17 protein-coding genes are annotated in these 21,171 nt (G+C 69.0%); 10 read left to right on the forward strand and 7 right to left on the reverse strand.

Going from position 1 to position 21,171, the window contains the following annotated elements; all coding sequences use genetic code 11:
- Positions 1-304: 304 nt before the first annotated feature.
- A complete protein-coding gene (locus Q9R17_RS09305) occupies positions 305-1,270 on the reverse strand; it encodes a LysR family transcriptional regulator (protein ID WP_308158129.1) in 966 nt (321 codons plus the stop codon).
- Between the two features lie 109 nt (positions 1,271-1,379).
- Between Q9R17_RS09305 and aceB the strand changes: the two genes are divergently transcribed.
- From aceB to Q9R17_RS09325, 4 genes are all read left to right on the forward strand, one after another.
- Positions 1,380-3,002, forward strand: coding sequence for a malate synthase A (aceB, locus tag Q9R17_RS09310; protein ID WP_308158130.1), 1,623 nt, complete (start codon positions 1,380-1,382; stop codon positions 3,000-3,002).
- Between the two features lie 64 nt (positions 3,003-3,066).
- Complete coding sequence (aceA, locus tag Q9R17_RS09315) at positions 3,067-4,359, forward strand: isocitrate lyase (RefSeq protein ID WP_308158131.1); 1,293 nt, start codon at positions 3,067-3,069, stop codon at positions 4,357-4,359.
- A gap of 260 nt (positions 4,360-4,619) precedes the next feature.
- Positions 4,620-5,660 carry a GGDEF domain-containing protein gene (locus Q9R17_RS09320; protein ID WP_308158132.1) on the forward strand — a complete coding sequence of 347 codons (1,041 nt, stop codon included), beginning with the start codon at positions 4,620-4,622 and terminating at the stop codon, positions 5,658-5,660.
- 13 nt (positions 5,661-5,673) lie between these two features.
- A complete protein-coding gene (locus Q9R17_RS09325) occupies positions 5,674-8,169 on the forward strand; it encodes a putative peptide modification system cyclase (protein WP_308158133.1) in 2,496 nt (831 codons plus the stop codon).
- Positions 8,170-8,176: 7 nt separating this feature from the next.
- On the opposite strand, the gene Q9R17_RS09330 is transcribed toward Q9R17_RS09325, so the two are convergent.
- Entirely contained in the window at positions 8,177-8,476 is a 300-nt protein-coding gene (locus Q9R17_RS09330; protein WP_308158134.1) for an NHLP-related RiPP peptide, read from the reverse strand.
- Between the two features lie 117 nt (positions 8,477-8,593).
- Here Q9R17_RS09330 and Q9R17_RS09335 point away from each other — a divergent pair, with 117 nt between their 5' ends.
- Positions 8,594-9,754 (forward strand): putative peptide maturation dehydrogenase, encoded by a 1,161-nt coding sequence (locus Q9R17_RS09335; protein WP_308158135.1) that lies wholly within the window; start codon positions 8,594-8,596, stop codon positions 9,752-9,754.
- On the opposite strand, the gene Q9R17_RS09340 is transcribed toward Q9R17_RS09335, so the two are convergent.
- The 3 genes from Q9R17_RS09340 to Q9R17_RS09350 are packed head-to-tail and all read right to left on the reverse strand — an operon-like array spanning position 9,751 to position 14,547.
- Positions 9,751-11,733 carry an acetyl/propionyl/methylcrotonyl-CoA carboxylase subunit alpha gene (locus Q9R17_RS09340; RefSeq protein WP_308158318.1) on the reverse strand — a complete coding sequence of 661 codons (1,983 nt, stop codon included), beginning with the start codon at positions 11,731-11,733 and terminating at the stop codon, positions 9,751-9,753. The genes Q9R17_RS09335 and Q9R17_RS09340 overlap by 4 nt on opposite strands.
- 26 nt (positions 11,734-11,759) lie before the next feature.
- Positions 11,760-13,370 carry a carboxyl transferase domain-containing protein gene (locus Q9R17_RS09345; protein ID WP_308158136.1) on the reverse strand — a complete coding sequence of 537 codons (1,611 nt, stop codon included), beginning with the start codon at positions 13,368-13,370 and terminating at the stop codon, positions 11,760-11,762.
- A gap of 13 nt (positions 13,371-13,383) precedes the next feature.
- Entirely contained in the window at positions 13,384-14,547 is a 1,164-nt protein-coding gene (locus Q9R17_RS09350; RefSeq protein WP_308158137.1) for an isovaleryl-CoA dehydrogenase, read from the reverse strand.
- A 158-nt stretch (positions 14,548-14,705) separates the two neighbouring features.
- Between Q9R17_RS09350 and Q9R17_RS09355 the strand changes: the two genes are divergently transcribed.
- From Q9R17_RS09355 to Q9R17_RS09365, 3 genes are all read left to right on the forward strand, one after another.
- The gene (locus Q9R17_RS09355; protein WP_308158138.1) at positions 14,706-15,323 is read left to right on the forward strand and encodes a TetR/AcrR family transcriptional regulator; all 618 of its coding nucleotides are present in this window, start codon (positions 14,706-14,708) and stop codon (positions 15,321-15,323) included.
- A 195-nt stretch (positions 15,324-15,518) separates the two neighbouring features.
- Positions 15,519-16,040 (forward strand): c-type cytochrome, encoded by a 522-nt coding sequence (locus tag Q9R17_RS09360; protein WP_308158139.1) that lies wholly within the window; start codon positions 15,519-15,521, stop codon positions 16,038-16,040.
- A 113-nt stretch (positions 16,041-16,153) separates the two neighbouring features.
- A complete protein-coding gene (locus tag Q9R17_RS09365; protein ID WP_308158140.1) occupies positions 16,154-17,599 on the forward strand; it encodes an ExeM/NucH family extracellular endonuclease in 1,446 nt (481 codons plus the stop codon).
- 26 nt (positions 17,600-17,625) lie between these two features.
- Here the strand turns inward: Q9R17_RS09365 and Q9R17_RS09370 are convergent, their stop codons facing one another.
- A complete protein-coding gene (locus Q9R17_RS09370; protein ID WP_308158141.1) occupies positions 17,626-18,483 on the reverse strand; it encodes an EamA/RhaT family transporter in 858 nt (285 codons plus the stop codon).
- A gap of 43 nt (positions 18,484-18,526) precedes the next feature.
- Between Q9R17_RS09370 and Q9R17_RS09375 the strand changes: the two genes are divergently transcribed.
- Together Q9R17_RS09375 and zapE are read left to right on the forward strand one after the other, a co-directional pair.
- The gene (locus tag Q9R17_RS09375) at positions 18,527-19,198 is read left to right on the forward strand and encodes an alpha/beta fold hydrolase (RefSeq protein WP_308158142.1); all 672 of its coding nucleotides are present in this window, start codon (positions 18,527-18,529) and stop codon (positions 19,196-19,198) included.
- Positions 19,195-20,295 (forward strand): cell division protein ZapE, encoded by a 1,101-nt coding sequence (gene zapE, locus Q9R17_RS09380; protein ID WP_308158143.1) that lies wholly within the window; start codon positions 19,195-19,197, stop codon positions 20,293-20,295. The genes Q9R17_RS09375 and zapE overlap by 4 nt, the downstream gene beginning before the upstream one ends.
- A 36-nt stretch (positions 20,296-20,331) precedes the next feature.
- Here the strand turns inward: zapE and Q9R17_RS09385 are convergent, their stop codons facing one another.
- Complete coding sequence (locus Q9R17_RS09385) at positions 20,332-21,171, reverse strand: DUF2884 family protein (protein WP_308158144.1); 840 nt, start codon at positions 21,169-21,171, stop codon at positions 20,332-20,334.

A 21,171-nucleotide genomic window follows, 5' to 3' on the forward strand; every position in this document is an offset into this window, starting at 1 on the left:
CAGCCCCAAATGGGGCCAGATCATTCGTACGTCATCCACACATGGCGTGGATCTACCGTGTCGACCAAGGTCGACACCTACCAACAGCAGGCCATGCCGTCCAGACCGACTGCGGAAAACTGTCGAAGGCGGGATGGGTCCGGTTGTGGGGGCGTGAGCGCCATGGATGGCGCGACCGGGCCTCCATGGACGGATTCACGGCGCCCCCCGCAACCGGATCCACCCCGCCATCTCACGGATAACCGGCTTTTGCTGTTGCTTCGGCTTCGGCAGGTGCAGGGCAGCAGCCCTGCCCAACACCCCCTCACCGCTCCGAATGCCCGCTCTGGTCGTAATCGCGCGGGCTGAACAGCTCCGGCTGGATCAGGTCGATGAAGGCCCGCGCCTGCGCGGACAGCGCCTTGCCCCGGCGCACGATCACCCCGTAGCTGCGTTCGGGGAACCACGCCTTCATCGAACGCGCGGCCAGCCGCTCGCGGTCGGCATCGTTCAGGCACAGCGCCGGCACGATGGAAATGCCCATGCCCATCGCCACGTACTGCTTGATCACCTCCCAGCCACCCACCTCCAGCGCGACGGTGTAGGCGATGCGGTGGCGCTGGAACACCTGGTCCACCAGCCGGTAGGTGATCTGCCGTTTCGGCGGCAGCACCAGCGGATAGCGCGCCACCTCGGCCAGGTCCAGTTCGCCCTGGGCCAGCGGGTGGTCATGCGGTGCGATCAGCACCTGCTCGAAGCGATAGGCCGGGGCATAGCTCAGGTCGGCCGGTACATCGGTCATCGACCCCACCGCCAGGTCGGCGGCATCCTCGCGCAGCAGGTCGGTGCCGTCGGCGCTGATCGCGTTGTGCAGGGTCAGTCGCACATCCGGGTAGCACTGGCGGAAGCGTTCAACGATGCGTGGCAGCAGGTACAGGATGGTCGAGCTGTTGGCGGCGATGTTCAGTTCGCCCGCGTCCAGCCCGCGCACCTTGTCCTGGAAGCGCGCCTCCAGCCCATCCAGGCTTTCCACCAGCGGCTGCGCCATTTCATACAGCACCTGGCCCTCGCGGCTGGGCACCAGCCGGCGCCCGCTGCGCTCGAACAGCGGCACGCCCAGTTCGCGTTCCAGCGCCTGCAGCTGCTGGCTGATGGCCGGCTGGCTGACGAACAGCGCCTCAGCCGCCCGTGAGACCGAACCCAGGCGGACGGTCTGGCAGAACGCCCGCAGCGGCTTGAGCCGATCGGATTTGTAGGAAAAACGCGGACTTGAGGGCGTGCGCGTGGTCATGGCGTCATGAGTATAAGCACAACTTATGAAGAACATTGCAAAAACTGTTTTGCCAAATACTCCGCTCCGGCGGCACCGTGGAGGCGTCCCCCACCGCTGGAGTGTTCCCATGTCAGCCGTTGCTTCCGCCTTCTCCACGCCGCCGGCCAAGGCCACGCCCGGGATTTCCCTGGCGACCCGGGTCGCCGGGCAGGACACCCTGCTGCCGGCCCCGCTGCTGGCCCTGCTGGTGTCGCTGCACCGTGCCGTGGAACCGGGCCGGCAGGCACAGCTGCAGGCCCGCCGCCAGCGCCAGGCGTTCTTCGACCAGGGCGGCCTGCCGGACTTCCGCGCGGACACCGCTGCGATCCGCCAGGGCGACTGGACCGTGGCGCCGCTGCCGGCCGCGCTGCAGGACCGCCGCGTGGAGATCACCGGGCCGACCGACCCGAAGATGGTCATCAACGCGCTGAACTCCGGCGCGAAGGTGTTCATGGCCGACTTCGAGGATTCGACCTCGCCCACCTGGCGCAACCTGCTGGCCGGGCAGCAGTCGCTGATCGGGGCGGTGCGCGGTGATCTGGAATTCACCGCCGCCAATGGCAAGCACTACACCCTGCGCCCGTACGAGGAGCAGGCCGTGCTGATCGTGCGCCCGCGCGGCTGGCACCTGGACGAAAAGCACGTGGCCATCGACGGCCAGCCGCTGGCCGGTGGCCTGTTCGATGCGGCGGTGTTCGCCTTCCACAACGCGCGCACCCTGCAGGCCCGTGACCGTGGCCCGTACTTCTACCTGCCCAAGCTGCAGAGCATGGAAGAGGCCGCGCTGTGGGAGACCGCGCTGTCGCACATCGAAGGCATGCTCGGCCTGCCGCATGGCCAGATCAAGGTGACCGTGCTGATCGAAACGCTGCCGGCGGTGTTCGAGATGGACGAGATCCTGCACGCCCTGCGCGAACGCATCGTCGGCCTGAACTGCGGGCGCTGGGATTACATCTTCTCCTACCTGAAGACCTTCCGCCGCCACGCCGACCGCGTGCTGCCCGAGCGTGGCCAGGTGACCATGACCCAGCCGTTCCTGAAGGCCTATTCGGAACGGCTGATCCAGACCTGCCATCGTCGCGGTGCGCACGCGATGGGCGGCATGGCCGCGCAGATTCCGATCAACAACGATGCTGCCGCCAACGAGCAGGCGATGGCGCGCGTGCGCGCCGACAAGCTGCGCGAAGTGACCGCCGGCCACGACGGCACCTGGGTCGCGCATCCGGCGCTGATCCCGGTGGCGATGGCGATCTTCGACGAACACATGCCCACCCCGAACCAGCACGGCGTGCTGCGCCAGGACGTGCGTGCCGGTCGCGATGAGCTGATCGCCCGCCCGCCGGGCACCATCACCCGCGCTGGCTTCGAGGGCAATGTCGAAGTCTGCGTGCGCTACCTGGCGGCCTGGCTGGATGGCAACGGCTGCGTGCCGATCCATCACCTGATGGAGGACGCGGCCACCGCCGAGATCAGCCGCAGCCAGCTGTGGCAGTGGCTGCATACGCCGGGCCAGCAGCTTGACGATGGCACCGCGATCGACCTGGCCCTGCTCGATGCCACCCTCGCGCAGCTGCCGGCCCGGCTGGGCGACACCCGCGCGCTGCCCGGTGGCGCGCGCATCGGCGAAGCCATCGCCCTGCTGGCCGAGCTGAGCCGCAGCAATGAACTGACCGATTTCCTGACCCTGCCGGCCTACGCGCGCATCGACTGACTGCCGCCCGCGTTTCCCGCCGTTTCCCTCCCCGCTGCACGCACGAACCGAACTGGAGAAAGACATGAGCAAGCTGCCCACTGCCGAACAGATCCAGCACGACTGGGACACCCACCCGCGCTGGCAGGGTGTGAAGCGCAACTACAGTGCCGCCGACGTGGTGCGCCTGCGCGGCACCGTGCACGTGGAGCATTCGCTGGCCCGCCTGGGCGCGGAAAAGCTGTGGACGTACCTGCACGAAAAGGATTTCGTCAACGCGCTGGGCGCGCTGACCGGCAACCAGGCCATGCAGCAGGTGAAGGCCGGCCTCAACGCGATCTACCTGTCCGGCTGGCAGGTGGCCGCCGATGCCAACCTGGCCGGGCAGATGTACCCGGACCAGTCGCTGTACCCGGCCGATTCGGTGCCGGCGGTGGTCAAGCGCATCAACAACACGCTGCTGCGCGCCGACCAGCTGCACCACGCCGAAGGCAAGGATGACATCGACTTCCTGCAGCCGATCGTGGCCGATGCCGAAGCCGGCTTCGGCGGCGTGCTCAATGCCTTCGAACTGATGAAGGCGATGATCGAGGCCGGCGCGGCCGGCGTGCACTTCGAGGACCAGCTGGCCTCGGTGAAGAAGTGCGGCCACATGGGCGGCAAGGTGCTGGTGCCGACCCGCGAAGCGATCGAGAAGCTCAACGCCGCGCGCCTGGCCGCCGACGTACTGGGCGTGCCGACCCTGCTGGTCGCGCGCACCGATGCCGAAGCTGCCGACCTGCTGACCAGCGACATCGACGGCAACGACCAGCCGTTCACCACCGGCGAGCGCACCGTGGAGGGCTTCTACAAGACCCGCAACGGCCTGGACCAGGCGATCAGCCGCGGCCTGGCCTATGCCCCCTATGCAGACCTGGTGTGGTGCGAGACCGGCAAGCCGGACCTGGAATTCGCCCGCAAGTTCGCCGAGGCGATCCACGCGAAGTATCCCGGCAAGCTGCTGGCCTACAACTGCTCGCCCAGCTTCAACTGGAAGAAGAACCTGGACGACGCCACCATCGCCAGGTTCCAGAAGGAGCTGGGCAGCTACGGCTACAAGTTCCAGTTCATCACCCTGGCCGGTTTCCACGCGCTGAACTACGGCATGTTCAACCTGGCCCACGGCTATGCGCGCCGCCAGATGAGCGCGTTCGTGGAGCTGCAGGAAGCCGAGTTCGAAGCGGCCGAGCGTGGCTTCACCGCGGTCAAGCACCAGCGTGAAGTGGGCACCGGCTATTTCGATGCGGTGACCCAGGCGATCCAGCAGGGCCAGTCCTCGACCACGGCGCTGACCGGTTCGACCGAGGAAGAGCAGTTCCAGGGCGAACGGGCAGCCTGAGCGGCGGCAGATCAGGGCGGCCAGGGAAGGGCCGGGCGACGGCGGCAGGTCGGGGGACCTGCCGCCGTCGTTGTGTCTGCGCGCATGGAAACGTTATCTTCCGTTGCCTGCACATTGCTGACTCGTTCAGCCCAGCATCGCCGCCGTTGGCCATCCAGCGCGTGGCGAGCGCATTCAAGACAAAATGCGATATGGCGCACACTTTAAAGGGTGTTATGCTCCGCGGCTCACCAGGGGACGTCTGGCGGCGGGTGCAGGGAATGACCGGCAGGGGTGCGGCCGAGAATGTGGAGGTGACGACCGGTATCGCCCAGGTGGCGATGGCCGAAATCGTGCATGCCGTTCTGACCGATGGTGAAGCCGACCTTTTCGTCCGCTTTGGCCAGCGCCGCCAGCTTCCGGCCGGGCACTGGCTGTTCCTGCGCGGCCACCGGGGCGAGCGCATGTATGTCGTGCTTGATGGCCAGATCGAGCTGGACTTCGGCGAAGACCTGGTGGTCAAGACCCTGGGCCGCAACGAATTCTTCGGTGAACTGGGCCTGCTGGTCGGCGACCACCTGCGCAGTGCCGGTGCCCGCGCGCTGGTGGATACCGAGGTGGTCGAGCTGGGCCAGGCCGATTTCCACCGCCTGGTCGAGGCCGACCCCGGCCTGGTGGCCTATTTCCTGCGCCGCACGATCATGCGGATGGTGGCCAACGAACAGGCGCTGATCGCACAGCTGCGCCGCCGCAACCATGATCTGGAAACGGCGCTGGACAACCTGTACATCACCACCCACCAGCTGTCGCACACGCGCGAGCTGGTGCGCACCGACGACCTTACCGGCCTGCACAACCGGCGCGGCCTGACCCTGTACCTGCAGGAGTCGCGCCGGCAGCCCGATGGCCGGCCGCAGGGCCTGCTGCTGATCGACTGCGACCACTTCAAGCAGGTCAATGACCGTTATGGCCACCAGGCCGGCGACCGCGTGCTGCAGAGCATGGGCAACATCCTGCGCTCGATGGCCGGCGAAGACGACCTGGCCTGCCGCCTGGGGGGCGATGAGTTCTGCCTGCTGCTGCGCAGGGCCGACCATGGCATCGTGCAGCACGCCGCCGAATTCCTGCTCAGCGCGGTGCATGGCCTGCTCGAGCGTGGCCACGGAACGCCCCATGTGAGTCTGGTCAGCATCGGCGCCAGCCTGCTGCACCCGGACGCGGACTGGAGCGAATGGTACGCTCGCGCTGACCGGGCGCTGTACCAGGCCAAGCGCGCCGGCGGCAACTGCATGCGCTGGACCGACGGCCCGGACAGTACCTGAGCGGAGACCCAGGATGAACGGCGACACGGGAACGTCGACCCCGCACACCACGCAGCTGCGTGCCCTGCTGTTCACCGACCTGTGCGATTCCACCCTGCTGGTGGAACGCATGGGCGATGCCGCCGCTGCCGAGCTGTTCCAGGACCATGACCGCCTGGTCGTGGCCCTGCAGCAGCGCTGGAACGGGCAGCAGATCGATCGTTCCGACGGCCTGTTCATGCTGTTCGAACGCCCGGTGGATGCGCTTGGCTTCGCGTTGGATTACCAGCGTGGCCTGCAGGCGCTGGGCAGCCGCCGCACCCTCCTGCTGCGTGCACGCGCAGGGTTGCACGTGGGGGAAGTGCTGTTGTGGAACAACAGCGCCGAATCGATCGCGCTGGGCGCCAAGCCGCTGGAAGTGGAAGGCCTGGCCAAGCCGATGGCCGCACGGCTGATGCAGCTGGCGCGGCCGGGCCAGCTGCTGGTGTCGGCCGCCGTCGAATCGATGGTGCGCCGCGCGGTCGACGCGCTGGGCGAGGCGGGGCATGGGTTGAAATGGCGGTCGTTCGGGCGCTGGCGCTTCAAGGGCGTGGCGCAGTCGATGGAAGTATTCGGCGTGCACGCGGCAGACAGTGACATGCCGTCACGCCCGCGCGGCAGCGCCAAGGCCGTGCGGGCCATGCCCTGGTGGCGCCGGCCGATGGTGATGACGGCGCAGGCGACGCTGGTCATCGCACTGGTGGCCGGTGCCTGGCTGCTGGCACGCCCGGCACCGGCCATCGCGTTTGCCGAACGTGACTGGGTGGTGCTTGGTGATGTGCGCAACGGCACCGGTGAAGCGGTGTTCGATGCCTCGCTGCGCCAGGCCCTGCTGGTGGGCCTGGAACAGTCCCGCCACATCAACGTGCTGGCGGAGGGCAAGATCAGCGAAAGCCTGGAAATGGCCCGCGTTCCCGGTGACAGCCCGCTGGATCTGAAGATGGCCGTGGACGTGGCCAACCGCGAAGGCGCACGCGCCGTGCTGATGCCCTCGGTCGTCAACCGCGCCGGTGGCTACGACATCGCCGTGGATGTGGTCGACCCGGCGACCGCGCAGGTGGTCACGCGCTACGCGGCCCATGCCGATGCCCGGGACGGGGCGATCGCGGCCGCCGGCACGGTGGTGGAAAAGCTGCGCGGCGGGCTGGGTGAATCGATGGCAGGGCTGTCGGCTTCCTTGCCGCTGCCGATGGCCTCCACCCACAACCTGCGCGCGCTGCGTGCCTATGCGCTGGCCGAACGCGCGCTGTCCAAGCGCCGCTTCGATGAAGCGCTGCAGCTGTACCAGTCCGCGGTCGAACTCGACCCGGAATTCGCCCTGGCCTATACATCGATCGCGCGTCACTACGCCCGCGTGTCCGACCGCGCCGAAGCACGCCGGTACCTGGACAAGGCGCTGGCACTGGCGCCGCGGTTGCCACATCGCGAGCGCCTGTACGTACGCGGCTGGCAGGCGGAGCTGGAGCCGGGTGGCTGGCCGCTGGATACCTGGCGGGTGCTGGCCGGCATGTATCCCGATTCGTTCGCCGGCCTGTCCAACACCGCCTGGTACCTGGTGCTGGACAACCGGTTTGCCGAAGCCGAACCGTTCGCACGCGGTGCATCGGTGCCGCAGGACCACCTGCGATCCTGGCCGATGGTGATGGTCGGGCGCATCCAGCTGGCGCGCAACGATGCCGAAGGGGCGCTGGCCACGCTCAGGGAAGTGGCCAGCCTGCGTGGCATCGGTGCCGATGACAGCGAGGTGGACGTGCTGGTGGCGCTGCGCCGCTATGCGCAGGCCGGGCAGATGCTCGACAGCCTGGGCGAGGGCCGTGATGACCTGCAGAAGCTGATGTTCCTGCGCGCGCGCATGCTGCTGGCCGCCGATCGCGGCGACTGCAGTGCCATGCGTGCCGCTGTACGCGCCGATACCCTGCGCCCGGTACTGGTGGATTACCAGATCCAGCGGCAGCTGATGCATGCCACGGTGGCCAGCCTGTGCGAAGCCGGCAGCGGCCAGCAGCTGGCCGGGCTGGGCACGCAGCTGCAGGCATTGCTGGCCGACCGTGACCACCCCAATCTTGCCGACCGCACGCTGCAGCTGCTGGCGGTGGCCTACCTTGCGCAGCGTGATGGCCAGCCCGCGCTGGCCGCCAAGCTGCTGCGCGACAACGCGGCGGTCCTGCGCGCGCAGAAGAGCCCGGTTACCCAGCACCGGTTGCGCGTGGTGCAGGCAATGGATGCGCTGGGCCGCGGCGATGCCGACGGAGCACTGCGGATCCTGGCGCCGATCCTGGATGGCAGCGAACCGTTCCAGGCCCATGTGGTGATGCTGCATGCCCACCAGGCACGCAACGACCCGGCGGGAGTGAAGCAGCAGCAGGAATGGCTGACCCGCCACCGGGGCCTGGCCATTGCCGAGGTGCCGGCCATGCAGGTCTGGCAGCCGCTCAACGTGCACGATGTGGCGACCTGGGGCGCCCCGTGGAGCGCCCCGGGTTCACCGTGAAGCGGTGTCAGCTGATCGTTTCGCCGATCTTGCCGGCCTCGAAGCAGAAGATGATGTTCATCGCCGAGGTCGAGCCGCTCAGGTAGGCCTCCAGCGCGGTGCGCACCGCCTGCAGTTCTTCCGGCGTGGCCAGCACATCCACCGCCAGGCAGGCGGTGTGGCTGCCCGGATCGATGCCGATGGAGGACAGCGCCGCCAGCGCATCGGTCACGAACAGGCTGCGGAACGCTGCATCACCGATCAGGTGGTCCAGCAGCAGGGCGGCGTCGGCCGGGGACAGGGTGCCGGAGGTGGGCGTCGGGGACATGTAGGGATTTCCAGGGAAATGAACTGTTGATATCGGCGCCGATGCGCGTGACCTGAGCGCTCAAGCATCGGCGTCGCCGGCCGTTGTATCTGCGTCACCGCCCTTGAGGAACGTCCGATGCGAATCCGCCGCTGTGCCCACCTGCTGCTGGAACCGCACGATGTGGTCTCGGTCGATCTGGCTGCGCTGGTCCGCGGCAGCATGGCCACGCGTGTGCAGCCGCGCTGGTTGGCGCGGGCGGCGCATCAGCGCGAGCCGGTGGAGGTGGATGCCGAGGACATGCGCGTGCTGGGCAGCATCGGCGCCGGCACGTGGATGGAATGTCCGGTCGGCACGCCCGACGCTGCGATCATCGCGGGGCTGCTTGAAAAGGGGCTGCTGCTCAGTGACGACCCGGCCCACCGGCTGGCATGCCAAGGCGATGAACAGCTGCGCGAGGGCCACTGGTGGACACCGATGGCGGTGGCACACGCGCACTCGCGATGGGGCGGGGTGGACAGCGTGACCGACATGCATGCGCGCGGCCTGGATACCGCTGCAGGGCTGCGGCGCATGTTCGGTCCGCCGCCGGCGGCCGTGCACGCCCGGCCGGGGCACTACCAGGGGCTGCCGCTGCAGGAGCAGACCGGCTTCGATGCACTGCTGGCACAGCGTTCGACCTGCCGCAACTTCGACACGGCACGCCACCTGCCGCTGCCGCTGCTGGCACAGCTGCTGCAGCGCACGGTCATGGCCCATGCGCAGGTCGAGGTCGATGCCGATGCGGTGTTCCTGAAGAAGAACGTCCCTTCGGGCGGGGGGCTGCACGCCACCGATGTGTTCCTGCTGGTACAGCGCGTGCAGGACCTGGTGCCGGGCCTGTACCACTACCACCCGGTACAGCATGCGCTGCTCCGGCTGCCATCGCCCGCGGCAGCCGACCTGCCGGCGTTGTCGCGCCGGCTGCTGTCCGGCCAGCAGTGGTTCGCCGATGCGGCGGTACTGCTGGTCCTGGCACCGCGTTTCGAGCGCAGTTTCTGGAAGTACCGCGACCACAGCAAGGCCTACCGCGCGCTGGTGCTGGATACCGGCCACATCGCCCAGGCCGTGCAGACCTGTGCGACCGAGGCCGGGCTGGGCGCGTTCATCACGGCAGCCATCAACGAAGCCGATGTGGATGCGGCGTTCGGCCTGGATGGCACTGGCCAGGGCGCCGTGGCGGTATGCGGCGTTGGCTGGCGCGCGGCGGTCCGGCAGACGGCCGAATTCGATCCGCCGCGCGTGCCGCAGCCGGCCTAGCCCGCCTCGAAATCCACCAGCACCGCCCCGTCCAGCACCTGCTGGCCGGCCTGCACGCGGAAGCCATGCACGGTGCCATCGGCGGGCGCCTGCAGGGTGTGCTCCATCTTCATTGCCTCAAGCACCACCAGCGGTGTGCCGCGCTTGACCTGGGCGCCGGCCGCCACCAGCGTGGCGACGATCTTCCCCGGCATCGGGGCCAGCAGGCTGCCGGCATCGGTGGCGGACTGTTCCGATTCGCCCACCGGGTCATGCACGGTGAAGCGGTGCGCCCCCTGTGCGGTGAACAGGTGCAGCTGGTCGCCGTCCAGGCGGCCCTGCACGCGCCAGCGCTGGCCCTCCAGCTGCGCGGTCACCGTGCCGGCGTCACTGTGGCCCGGTACCGTGACGATGGCACCGTCGTCGCGTTGCACGTTCCAGCCCTCGGCCAGGGGCCATACCCGCAGCGTGTGGCGGTGATCGCCCTGCTGCAGCGGCAGCACGCGCGGTGCGGCACGGCCCAGGCGCCAGCCATCGCGCGCAGCCCATGGCGAATGCGGATCGCGCGCGTCATGGGTGGCGGCCACCGGCGTGGCCACCACTGCGATCGCGGCCAGCACCCACAGGGCATCGGTACTGTCCTGGCCGGCAGCCAAGGCGTCGTGCTCGCGCTCGATCAGCGCGGTGTCCAGCACCGCGTGGGTGAACGAGTCGGTGCCGACCAGGCGGCGCAGGAAGCCGGCATTGGTGGTCACGCCCACCACCTGGCAGTCGGCCAGGGCTTGGCGCATGCGGCGCAGGGCACCTGCGCGGTCAACGTCCCACACGATCAGCTTGGCGATCATCGGGTCGTAGTAGGGGGTGATGCTGTCGCCTTCCTCCACGCCGGTATCCACGCGCACGTGCGCCGATGGCACGGGCAGGCGCAGGTGGCGCAGGGTGCCGGTGGAGGGCAGGAAGCCGCGGTCGGCGTCCTCGGCATACAGCCGGGCTTCGATGGCGTGGCCGTGGATGGACAGCTCGTCCTGGCGCTTGGGCAGCGGCTGGCCGGCGGCCACGCGCAGCTGCCATTCCACCAGGTCGGTCCCGGTGATGTATTCGGTCACCGGGTGCTCGACCTGCAGGCGGGTGTTCATTTCCATGAAGTAGAAATCACCCTCGGGACCGGCGATGAATTCCACCGTGCCTGCACCGACGTAGCCCACCGCGCGGGCGGCATCGACGGCGGCCTTGCCCATCGCCGCGCGGCGCTCGGCGGTCATGCCCGGTGCCGGGGCTTCCTCCAGCACCTTCTGGTGGCGGCGCTGCACCGAGCAGTCGCGCTCGAACAGGAAGACCGCATCGCCGTGGCCATCGCCGAACACCTGGATTTCGATATGGCGCGGGCGCTCGACGTACTTCTCCACCAGCACGTGGTCGTTGCCGAACGCGGCGCGGGCCTCGCGCTGGCAGCTGGCCAGCGCATCGACGAAGTCCTCGCTGCGCTCGACCTTGCGCATGCCCTTGCCGCCGCCACCGGCGCTGGCCTTGATCAGCACCGGATAGCCGATGGCATCGGCCTGCGTGCGCAGGAACGCAGGCTCCTGGCGCTCGCCGTGGTAGCCGGGCGTCAGCGGCACGCCGGCCTGGGCCATCAGCGCCTTGGCCGCGCTCTTGTCACCCATCGCGCGGATCGCACTGGCCGGTGGGCCGATGAAGGTGATGCCGGCGGCGGCGCAGGCGTCGGCAAAACCCGCATTCTCCGACAGGAAGCCGTACCCGGGATGGATCGCCTGCGCGCCGGTCAGGCGTGCGGCGTCCAGGATGGCATCGCTGCGCAGGTAGCTTTCACTGGCCGGTGCGGCACCGATGGCGATGGCTTCGTCGGCCAGGCGTACATGGCGCGCGTTGCGGTCGGCCTCGGAATACACCGCCACGGTGGCGATGCCCAGGCGGCGGCAGGTGGCGATGACGCGGCAGGCGATCTCGCCACGGTTGGCGATCAGGATCTTGGTGAACATGGCGGCAGGCTCGGTCATGGCACGGGTCACATGCGGAACACGCCGAAGCGCGTCGGCTGGGGGGCGGCGTTGAGGCTGGCCGACAGGGCCAGGCCGAGCACGCGGCGGGTATCGGCCGGATCGATCACGCCGTCGTCCCACAGGCGGGCACTGGCGTAGTACGGGTGGCCCTGCTGCTCGAACTGCTCGCGGATCGGCGCCTTGAAGGCATCTTCCTCCTCGGCCGGCCACTGGCCACCCTTGGCCTCGATGCCATCACGCTTGACCGTGGCCAGCACGCTGGCGGCCTGCTCGCCGCCCATCACGCCGATGCGCGCGTTCGGCCACATCCACAGGAAGTTGGGCGAATAGGCGCGGCCGCACATGCCGTAGTTGCCGGCACCGAACGAACCGCCGATCACCACGGTGAACTTGGGCACCCTGGCGCAGGCCACGGCCATCACCAGCTTGGCCCCGTCCTTGGCGATGCCGCCCTGTTCGTACTTGCGCCCGACCATGAAGCCGGTGATGTTCTGCAGGAACACCAGCGGGATGTTGCGCTGGGTGCACAGCTCGATGAAGTGCGCGCCCTTGAGCGCGGACTCGGAGAACAGGATGCCGTTGTTGGCGATGATGCCCACCGGGTAGCCGTGCAGGTGGGCAAAGCCGGTCACCAGCGTGCTGCCGTAGCGCGGCTTGAATTCATCGAAGCGCGAACCATCGACCAGCCGCGCGATCACTTCGCGCACGTCGAAGGGCTTGCGCGTATCGGCCGGAATCACGCCATACAGTTCCTCGGCGGGGAACAGCGGTGCCTGTGGCGGCTGCAGCGCCATCGCCGGCTCGGGCTTGCGCCAGTTGAGCTGGGCGACGATCGCCCGTACCCGCGCCAGGGCCTGCAGGTCGTTGTCGGCCATGTGGTCGGCCACGCCGGAAATGCGCGTGTGCACATCGGCCCCGCCCAGGTCCTCGGCGCTGACCACTTCACCGGTCGCCGCCTTCACCAGCGGCGGGCCACCGAGGAAGATCGTGCCCTGTTCGCGCACGATCACCGTTTCATCGCTCATCGCCGGCACGTAGGCGCCGCCGGCGGTGCAGCTGCCCATCACGCAGGCGATCTGCGGGATGCCCTGCGCGGACAGGTTGGCCTGGTTGTAGAAGATGCGGCCGAAATGGTCGCGGTCGGGGAACACCTCGTCCTGCAGCGGCAGGAAGGCGCCGCCCGAATCGACCAGGTAGATGCACGGCAGGTGGTTCTGCTCGGCGATCTCCTGCGCGCGCAGGTGCTTCTTGACCGTCATCGGGTAGTAGGTGCCGCCCTTGACCGTGGCGTCGTTGGCCACGATCACGCACTCCACGCCGCTGACCCGGCCGATGCCGGCCACCACGCCGGCGGCGGGCACCGCGCCGTCGTACATGCCGTGCGCGGCCAGCGGCGCGATCTCCAGGAACGCACTGCCGGGGTCGAGCAGGGCATCGATGCGGTCGCGCACCAGCAGCTTGCCGCGCGCGGTGTGCTTGGCCCGTGCGGCCTCGCTGCCGCCCAGCGCAGTACGCGCCAGGGTGGCGTGCAGGTCATCGACCACGGCCTGCATCGCCGCGTGGTTGGCCTGGAAGGAATCGCTGCCCGGTTGCAGCTGGCTGGTCAGTGAGGTCATCGCGGGGGCCTTCTTACAGGGTGCGCTGGAACAGTTCGCGGCCGATCAGCATGCGGCGGATCTCCGAGGTACCGGCGCCGATTTCATACAGCTTGGCATCGCGCCACAGGCGGCCGGTCGGGTACTCGTTGATGTAGCCGTTGCCGCCCAGGATCTGGATCGCCTGGCCGGTCAGCCAGGTGGCCTTCTCGGCGGCGTACAGGATGGCACCGGCCGCGTCCTGGCGGGTGGTGCGGCCCTGGTCGCAGGCGCGTGCCACCGCATACACATAGGCACGGCAGGCGCCCAGGCCGACATACATGTCGGCGATCTTGGCCTGGATCAGCTGGAAGCTGCCGATCGCTTCGCCGAACTGGTGGCGCTCGTGCACGTACGGCATCACCACGTCCATGGCCGCGGCCATCAGGCCCAGCGGGCCGCCGGACAGCACCACGCGCTCGTAGTCCAGGCCGGACATCAGCACGCGCACGCCGCCGCCGACCTGGCCCAGCACGTTTTCTTCGGGTACTTCGCAATCCTGGAACACCAGTTCGCAGGTGGGCGAGGAGCGCATGCCCAGCTTGTCCAGCTTCTGCGCGGTGGAAAAGCCCGCCATGCCCTTTTCCACCAGGAAGGCGGTGATGCCCTTGGCACCGGCGGCCATGTCGGTCTTGGCATAGACCACCAGCACGTCGGCATCCGGGCCGTTGGTGATCCACATCTTGTTGCCGTTGAGGACGTAGCGTTCACCGCGCTTGTCCGCGCGCAGCTTCATCGATACCACGTCCGAGCCGGCACCCGGTTCGCTCATTGCCAGTGCGCCGACCTTGGCACCGCTGCACAGGTCGGGCAGCAGGCGCTGCTTCTGCGCCTCGGTGCCGTTCTTGCGCAGCTGGTTCACGCACAGGTTGGAATGGGCGCCGTAGGACAGGCCGATGCCACCGGAGGCGCGCGAGATCTCTTCCATCGCCACCACATGGGCCAGGTAGCCCATGCCGGTGCCGCCGTAGTCTTCTTCCACGGTCATGCCCAGCAGGCCCTGCTCGCCGAACTTGCGCCACAGGGCCAGCGGGAACTGGTTGGTCGCATCGGCCTCGGCGGCCAGCGGGGCGACCTCGGTCGCGGCAAAATGGGCCACGCTCTCACGCAGCAGGTCGATCTCTTCGCCAAGATCGAAGTTCAGGGATGGCACGTGCATGCGGGCAGCTCCACAACTCAGGGCGGGGGAAGAAGGCGCACCCGGAAGGGGGGCAGGTCGCTGTTCACGGCAGCGGCCCGCACGGGCGTCGGGCCCAGCGTAGCGGGGTTCGGGTAAAAAGTGAACTACAATTCAATTATTGAAATAAGACTCAGGATATGGCCTACAAACGCTCACCCTTGATGGAAGAACGCCTGGCCGGGGCCCGCGAGCGGATCCTGCTGGCCACCCGTGAACTGGTCGCGGCCGGCGGCTGGCGGGCCGCCCCGGTGACGGCCGTGGCCACCCAGGCCGGGGTCTCCACCGGGTTGATCTACCGCCATTTCCCGTCCAAGGCCGAACTGTTCGTGGAAGTGCTCAACGCCGCCGTGGCGCATGAGGTGGAAATCATGGAGCGCATCGCCAGCGCCCCCGAACCGGCCACCGTGCGCCTGCGCCAGGCCGTGACCGCGTTCGTCCGCCGCGCCCTGGCCGGGCCCGGGCTGGCCCACGCCTTCATCGTCGAACCGGTCGACCCGGACGTGGAAGCCGAGCGCATGCGCGGCCGGCGGGCCTTCGGTGATGTGTTCCTGCGCCTGGTCGAAGAGGGCGTGGCGGCCGGTGAACTGCCCGCGCAGGATGCGCATGTGTCCGCCGCCTGCCTGGTCGGTGCCTTCACTGAAGCGCTGGTCGGCCCGACCGCGCCCAGCCGCGAGGCCCACCGCGACGAGGCTGCGCTGGTTGAAGCCATCTGCAGCTACTGCCTGCGGTCGATCGGTGCCCCCGTGAACCGGTAGCACGGCACCCGGCGGCGTCCAGCGTGCTGCGCACCCGCCGGCCGCGGACCGGTGCTGCCCGCACGCGGGCGGGGCAGCATGCTGCGCCGCACCAGCATTCATGTCTGTTGTCGCGCGCGAAGTGCGTTCTATACTCGACCGGACACGCAGTCGCTCAGCCGTGGTCCAACGACTACCAGCCAGGGGTAACGAAGAGTGCGGAATTACGATCTGGAGTTCCTGAAACGCTTCTCCATGGTGATCGCGCTGTTGATGGCCATCACCCTCGGCCTCATCCTCCTTGCCGCCTACCTGCACACCCGCATTCCGCCGGAAGTGTCACCGGTGGCGGCCAAGCGCACCGAGCAGCGCATCGCCCCGGCCGGAGCGGTCTATGCCGGCAGCACCGGTGCCGCCGCGCAGGCGGCGGCCAAGGCCGCCGCACTGGCCAAGGCCGCATCGCAGGTTGCCTACGGCGGCACCACCGATGGCAAGGTGATCTTCGACAACCTGTGCACCGCCTGCCACACCACCGGTGTCGGCCAGGCGCCCACGCTGGACCATGCCCATTGGGACCAGCGCCTGGGCCAGGGCAAGGACACGCTGTACAAGCACGCCATCGAGGGCTACACCGGCCCGGATGGCGGCATCATGCCGCCCAAGGGCGGCAACCCGGCCCTGACCGAGGAGCAGATCCACGCCACCGTGGACTGGATGCTGGCCAACCTGAAGAAATAGCGCGCCGTGGCCCCGGCATCCGGCTTTGCCGGGTCGGGCCCATGACCTTCCGCGCAGGCCAGCGGTCACCTTGGCGCGGTAGTCTGTGCGCCTTTCCGTGGAGTCGTGAACCGATGCGCCGCCGTTCCCTTGCCCTTGCCCTGTCCCTGCTGCTGCCGGGGGTTGCCTTCGCCCAGGCCCAGCCACAGACCGCACCGGCGTCGAGCCCGGCCCCGCGTACCGGTGCGACCGTGGTCCTCACCAGCGCGCCCTCGGACTGGCGCCGCCTGGAAGGCCAGCGCGTACGCATTGCCGCGCCGTTGACCCTGGCCGGCAGCGATGGCCTGGAACGCTTCGGTGAACTGGTCGTGGCCTTCGATGGACGCTTGTGGCAGCCCACCGAAGTGGCCGCGCCGGGCACGGCCGGCATCGCCCAGGTGATGGCCGACAACGCGCGCCGCCGCCTGGTGCTGGACGATGGCAGCGATGCCCGTGACCCTGGCCCCGTCGCCTACCTTCCGGAGGGGGCCGACCTGCGCGTCGGCCTGCCGCTGCGCAACGTTGAAGGCATCGTGCGCATCGATGCACAGGGCCAGGTCAAGCTGCAGGTCGAGGGCGTGCTGGAGGTGCCGATGCTCAAGCGCGCCAGCACCCCGCCGGCAGTCGCTGGTCGCCTGCACGTGGCCGCGTTCAACCTGGAGAACTTCTTCAACGGTGATGGCCAGGGCGGCGGCTTCCCGACCCTGCGCGGTGCGCGCACGCTGGAGCAGCACAAGGCGCAGGTGGCCAAGCTGGTGGCTACCATCAATGCGCTGGGCACCGACGTGGCCGCGCTGATGGAACTGGAAAACGACGGTTACGGGCCGCAGTCGGCCATCGCCGAACTGGTCAACGCGCTCAACGCCGACATCGGTGCCGGTGGCGACTGGCGCTTCGTCGATGCCGGCAAGGGCCCGGGCGACAACCCGATCCGCGTCGGCATCATCTACCGCCAGGGCAGGCTGACCCCGGTCGGCGCACCGGTCACGCTGGAGGGCGGCCCGTTCGTCGAGCACAGCCGCGTGCCGTTGGCGCAGGCCTTCCGCGCGGCCACCGGCGAGCCGTTCATGGTGGTCGCCAACCACTTCAAGTCCAAGGGCTGCCGCGATGCCAGCGGCGCCGATGCCGACCAGAACGATGGCCAGGGCTGCTGGAACGCCACCCGCGTGGACTCGGCAAAGCGCTTGAACCAGTGGGTGAAGGCCGAAGCCGGCCGCCTGAAGGTGAAGGACATCGTGCTGCTGGGTGATTTCAACGCCTACGCGATGGAAGACCCGATCCGCACCCTGCGCGGGCTGGGCTGGCAGGACGCCTTCGCCGTGGCCCGGGTTGAACGCCCCTACAGCTACGTCTACAACGGCTATACCGGCCGCCTCGACCATGCCCTGCTCAGCGCCGGCATGGCCCGCCGCCTGGGCGGTGCCGCCGAATGGCACATCAACGCCGATGAGCCGGAAAGCGCCGGCTACCAACAGCGCAACATGCCGGGCCCGTGGCGCAGCTCCGATCACGACCCGCTGCTGCTGGGCTTCGACAAGTAAGGTGTCGCCGGGCCAGGCCCGGCGGCTCACCCCCAGGCGATCAGGCCGATCGCCAGTACCGCCAGCGCCAGCCCGGCGCGGTTCCAGCGCGTGGTCGATTCGCCGAAGGCGGCCATGCCGACCACCGCGCCCAGCACCACCACGCCGATGTTCATGCCGGCGAACACCGTCGCCGGGCTGTCCGGGAACGCCTGGTGGGCGTGCACGTAGAACAGGATGTTGCCGCCGTTGAGCAGGCCCAGCAGGCCGCCACCGGCAGCATGGCGCCAGGCCAGGCGGCTGTGGCCGCGCAGGTGGCGCCACAGCTGCAGTGCCAGCATCAGCCCGAAGGCGATGCTGAAACAGGCCAGCAGCGCGGCCATCGATGGCGTGCCCGACAGCGCCACCTGCTTGAGCAGGATGTCCACCGCCGCAAAGCCGATCCAGACGCCGACCAGCCAGCGCCAGCTGCCCGCCGATGCCGCCACGGCCGGCCCGCGCGGGCGCAGGCTGATGGCCACCATCGCCACCAGCCCCAGCCCCAGCCCGGCCAGTTTCCAGGCGGTGGCGCTCTGCCCGAAGAACGCGAAGGCGGCCACCAGTGACAGCAGCAGCGACAGGCGCTGGGCCACATCGCTGCGGACGATGCCGGCCACCGCCACCGCACGTCCCAGCACCAGGAAGATCGACGGCAACACCACCGCCAGCACCAGCAGCGCAGGCCACGGGGCATGCGGGCTGCGCAGGCTGTCCAGCGGCGGCTGCAGCACGGTGGCGGTCAGTGCGGCGGCCACCAGGTAGTTCCAGGTGATCATCTGCGGCACATCCAGGCGGTACCGCGCGGCCAGCTTCAGCAGCACGGAGACCAGCACGCTGCAGAGCACGGCCAGGGAAAGGGAGAGCATGGGGCGGGGGCAGGGCAGTGGTGGGGGGCGTTATCATGGTGCCATGCAAAATTCCCCCGCTCCCGCCTTTCCCACCGAATCCGGCAGCCTGACCCTGGCCGGTCCGGCCGGCCCGCTGGATGGTGTGGTCGACCTGCCGGCCGCCGACGTACCGGCGCGGCCGATCGTGGCCGTCGTCTGCCACCCGTTGTCCACCGAGGGCGGCACCATGCACAACAAGGTGGTGACCATGGTCGCCACCGCTCTGCGCGCGCAGGGCATCACCACGGTGCGCTTCAACTTCCGCAGCGTCGGCACCTCGGCCGGGGAGTTCGACCATGGCAATGGCGAGCAGGATGACCTCAAGGCCGTGGTCGCCTGGGTGCGTGCGCAGCGCCCGCAGGACCGGTTGTGGCTGGCCGGCTTCAGCTTCGGTGCGTTCGTGTCGCTGAAGGCCGCCGCCGACCTGCAGCCGGAAGCGCTGATCTCGGTCGCACCGCCGGCCGGCCGCTGGGATTTTTCCGGCGTGCAGCCGCCGGCCCGCTGGCTGGTCATCCAGGGCGAACAGGACGAGATCGTCGATCCGCAGGCGGTCTATGACTGGCTGCCGACGGTGGGTGCCCCCCATGAACTGGTGCGCATGCCCGATACCAGCCACTTCTTCCACCGCAAGCTGATCGACCTGCGCGGCGCGGTGACCCACGGGGTCAAGCACTGGCTGGACGGCGCGGCATGAACGAGGCGGTGTTGACCCCCTCGCAACGCTACGCCGCCGGCGCAGCACGGGGCGAGTGGCAGGACGACCCGGCCCAGCACGCGGCGCTGGCCGAGCTGGACCGCATCCACCTGGCCCTGCTGGACGATGCCGATGATGGCTGGCTGGACCGCCTGGCCGCGTTCTGGAAAAAGCCCGAGCCGGTCAAGGGCCTGTATTTCTGGGGCGGCGTGGGCCGCGGCAAGACCTTCCTGGTCGATCTGTTCTACGACGGCCTGCCGGTCAAGCAGAAGTACCGTACCCACTTCCACCGCTTCATGCGCGGCATCCACGAGCGGCTGCGCGAACACCAGGGCCAGAGCGACCCGCTGGCCAGGATCGCCCAGGAATGGCGCAGCAACCTGCGCGTGCTGGTGCTGGATGAGTTCTTCGTCACCGACATCGGCGATGCGATGCTGCTGGCACGCCTGCTCGAGCGGCTGTTCGCCGAGGGCGTGACCCTGGTGACCACCTCCAACACGGCGGTGGAGAACCTGTACCTCAACGGCCTGCAGCGCGACAGCTTCCTGCCGGCCATCGGCCTGCTGCAGCGCTTCTGCGTGGAGCTGTACGCCGAGGGGACCGAGGACTACCGCATGCGTGCGCTGACCCGCTCGCCGGTCTATCGCGCGCCGTTGGCGGCCGACAGCGACGACTGGCTGGCCGCGCGCTGGGCCGAACTGAGCGGCGCGCAGCCGGCCAGGGCCGGCAACATCGAGATCGAAGGCCGCAAGATTCCGGTGCGCGGCCGCGGCAAGAGCATCGCCTGGTTTGACTTCGCCGCCCTGTGCGAGGGCCCGCGCGGCCCCTCGGACTACATCGAGATCGCGCACGAGTTCAACACGGTGCTGCTGGGGGGCATTCCGGCCTTCGACCGCCTGAACGAAGACGCCGCACGCCGGTTCGTCAACCTGATCGACGAGTTGTACGACCGCCACGTCAACCTGGTGTGCACCGCCAGCACCTCGCCGATCGAGCTGTATACCGGCCAGCGCCTGCAGGGTGCGTTCGAGCGCACCGCCTCGCGCCTGATCGAAATGCAGAGCGCCGAGTACCTGGGTACCCCGCACCGGGCCTAGAAGGCGGCTTGTGGTGGCCTTCGCGGTCCCGGGCCGTCAGCGCACCGGCGCCACCGAGTTCCCGCGCGGGTGTTCATCCGGCCCGGCTGACACATGCAGGCCCTGGCGGGGTTGCCCGGCGGGTACCTGCACGGCGTCGGTGCGCTGCAGCAGCTGCAGCGGCTGGCCCTGGTAGCGCACTTCCAGCGCATCCTGGGTGTCGGCCAGGGCCTGTACCAGCGGGCACAGGGCCCGGGCCCGCGCCTCCAGCTGCGGGCCGAGTGCTTCCAGGCGCTGGTCCAGTTCCTTGTCCTTGCGCTCGGCGCGTTTCTCGATGGCACCGGCGCGGCCGGTGACGACCTGCCACATCACGCTGCGTGCCATCGACCCGGCCAGCGACTCGGCCATGGCCTCCACATGCTGGTCGAACCCCTCGCCAAAGGTGTCCTGTTCCCAGTAGCCACGGCCCAGGCTGCCATCGATCCAGGCATCGGCCTGCCTGCGCAGCTTGCGGATCTTGCGGCTGTTGGCGGTGCCGGTGAGCATTTCATAGACCCCGTTGAACACCTCGAAGGTCATTCCGGAAACCTCGTGGGCCAGCGCGGTGGCGGCGGGCATCAACTGGCGCCCGCCGGCCTCCAGCTGCCGCAGGCGCACGGCGTCGGCGTCGCTGACCGGTACGATCGTGCCGTCCAGGCTCAGTACGCCATCGTGGAAGGCCACCTCGTGCGGGGCCTGCGGCCCATGGCGCAGCCAGATGCCGCCACTGTCCACCAGCACGTCATAGTCGGTCCGGATGCCGCACGCGTCCGAACGCAGCGTCGGTGCTTCGGCCGCGCGCGCCGGCGCGATGGCCGTGGCCAGCAGCAGGCCCAGGGCAGTCAGGCGCAGTGGCAT

Origin of the sequence: Stenotrophomonas sp. 24(2023), from assembly GCF_030913365.1 — a bacterium.
GTDB lineage: Bacteria > Pseudomonadota > Gammaproteobacteria > Xanthomonadales > Xanthomonadaceae > Stenotrophomonas.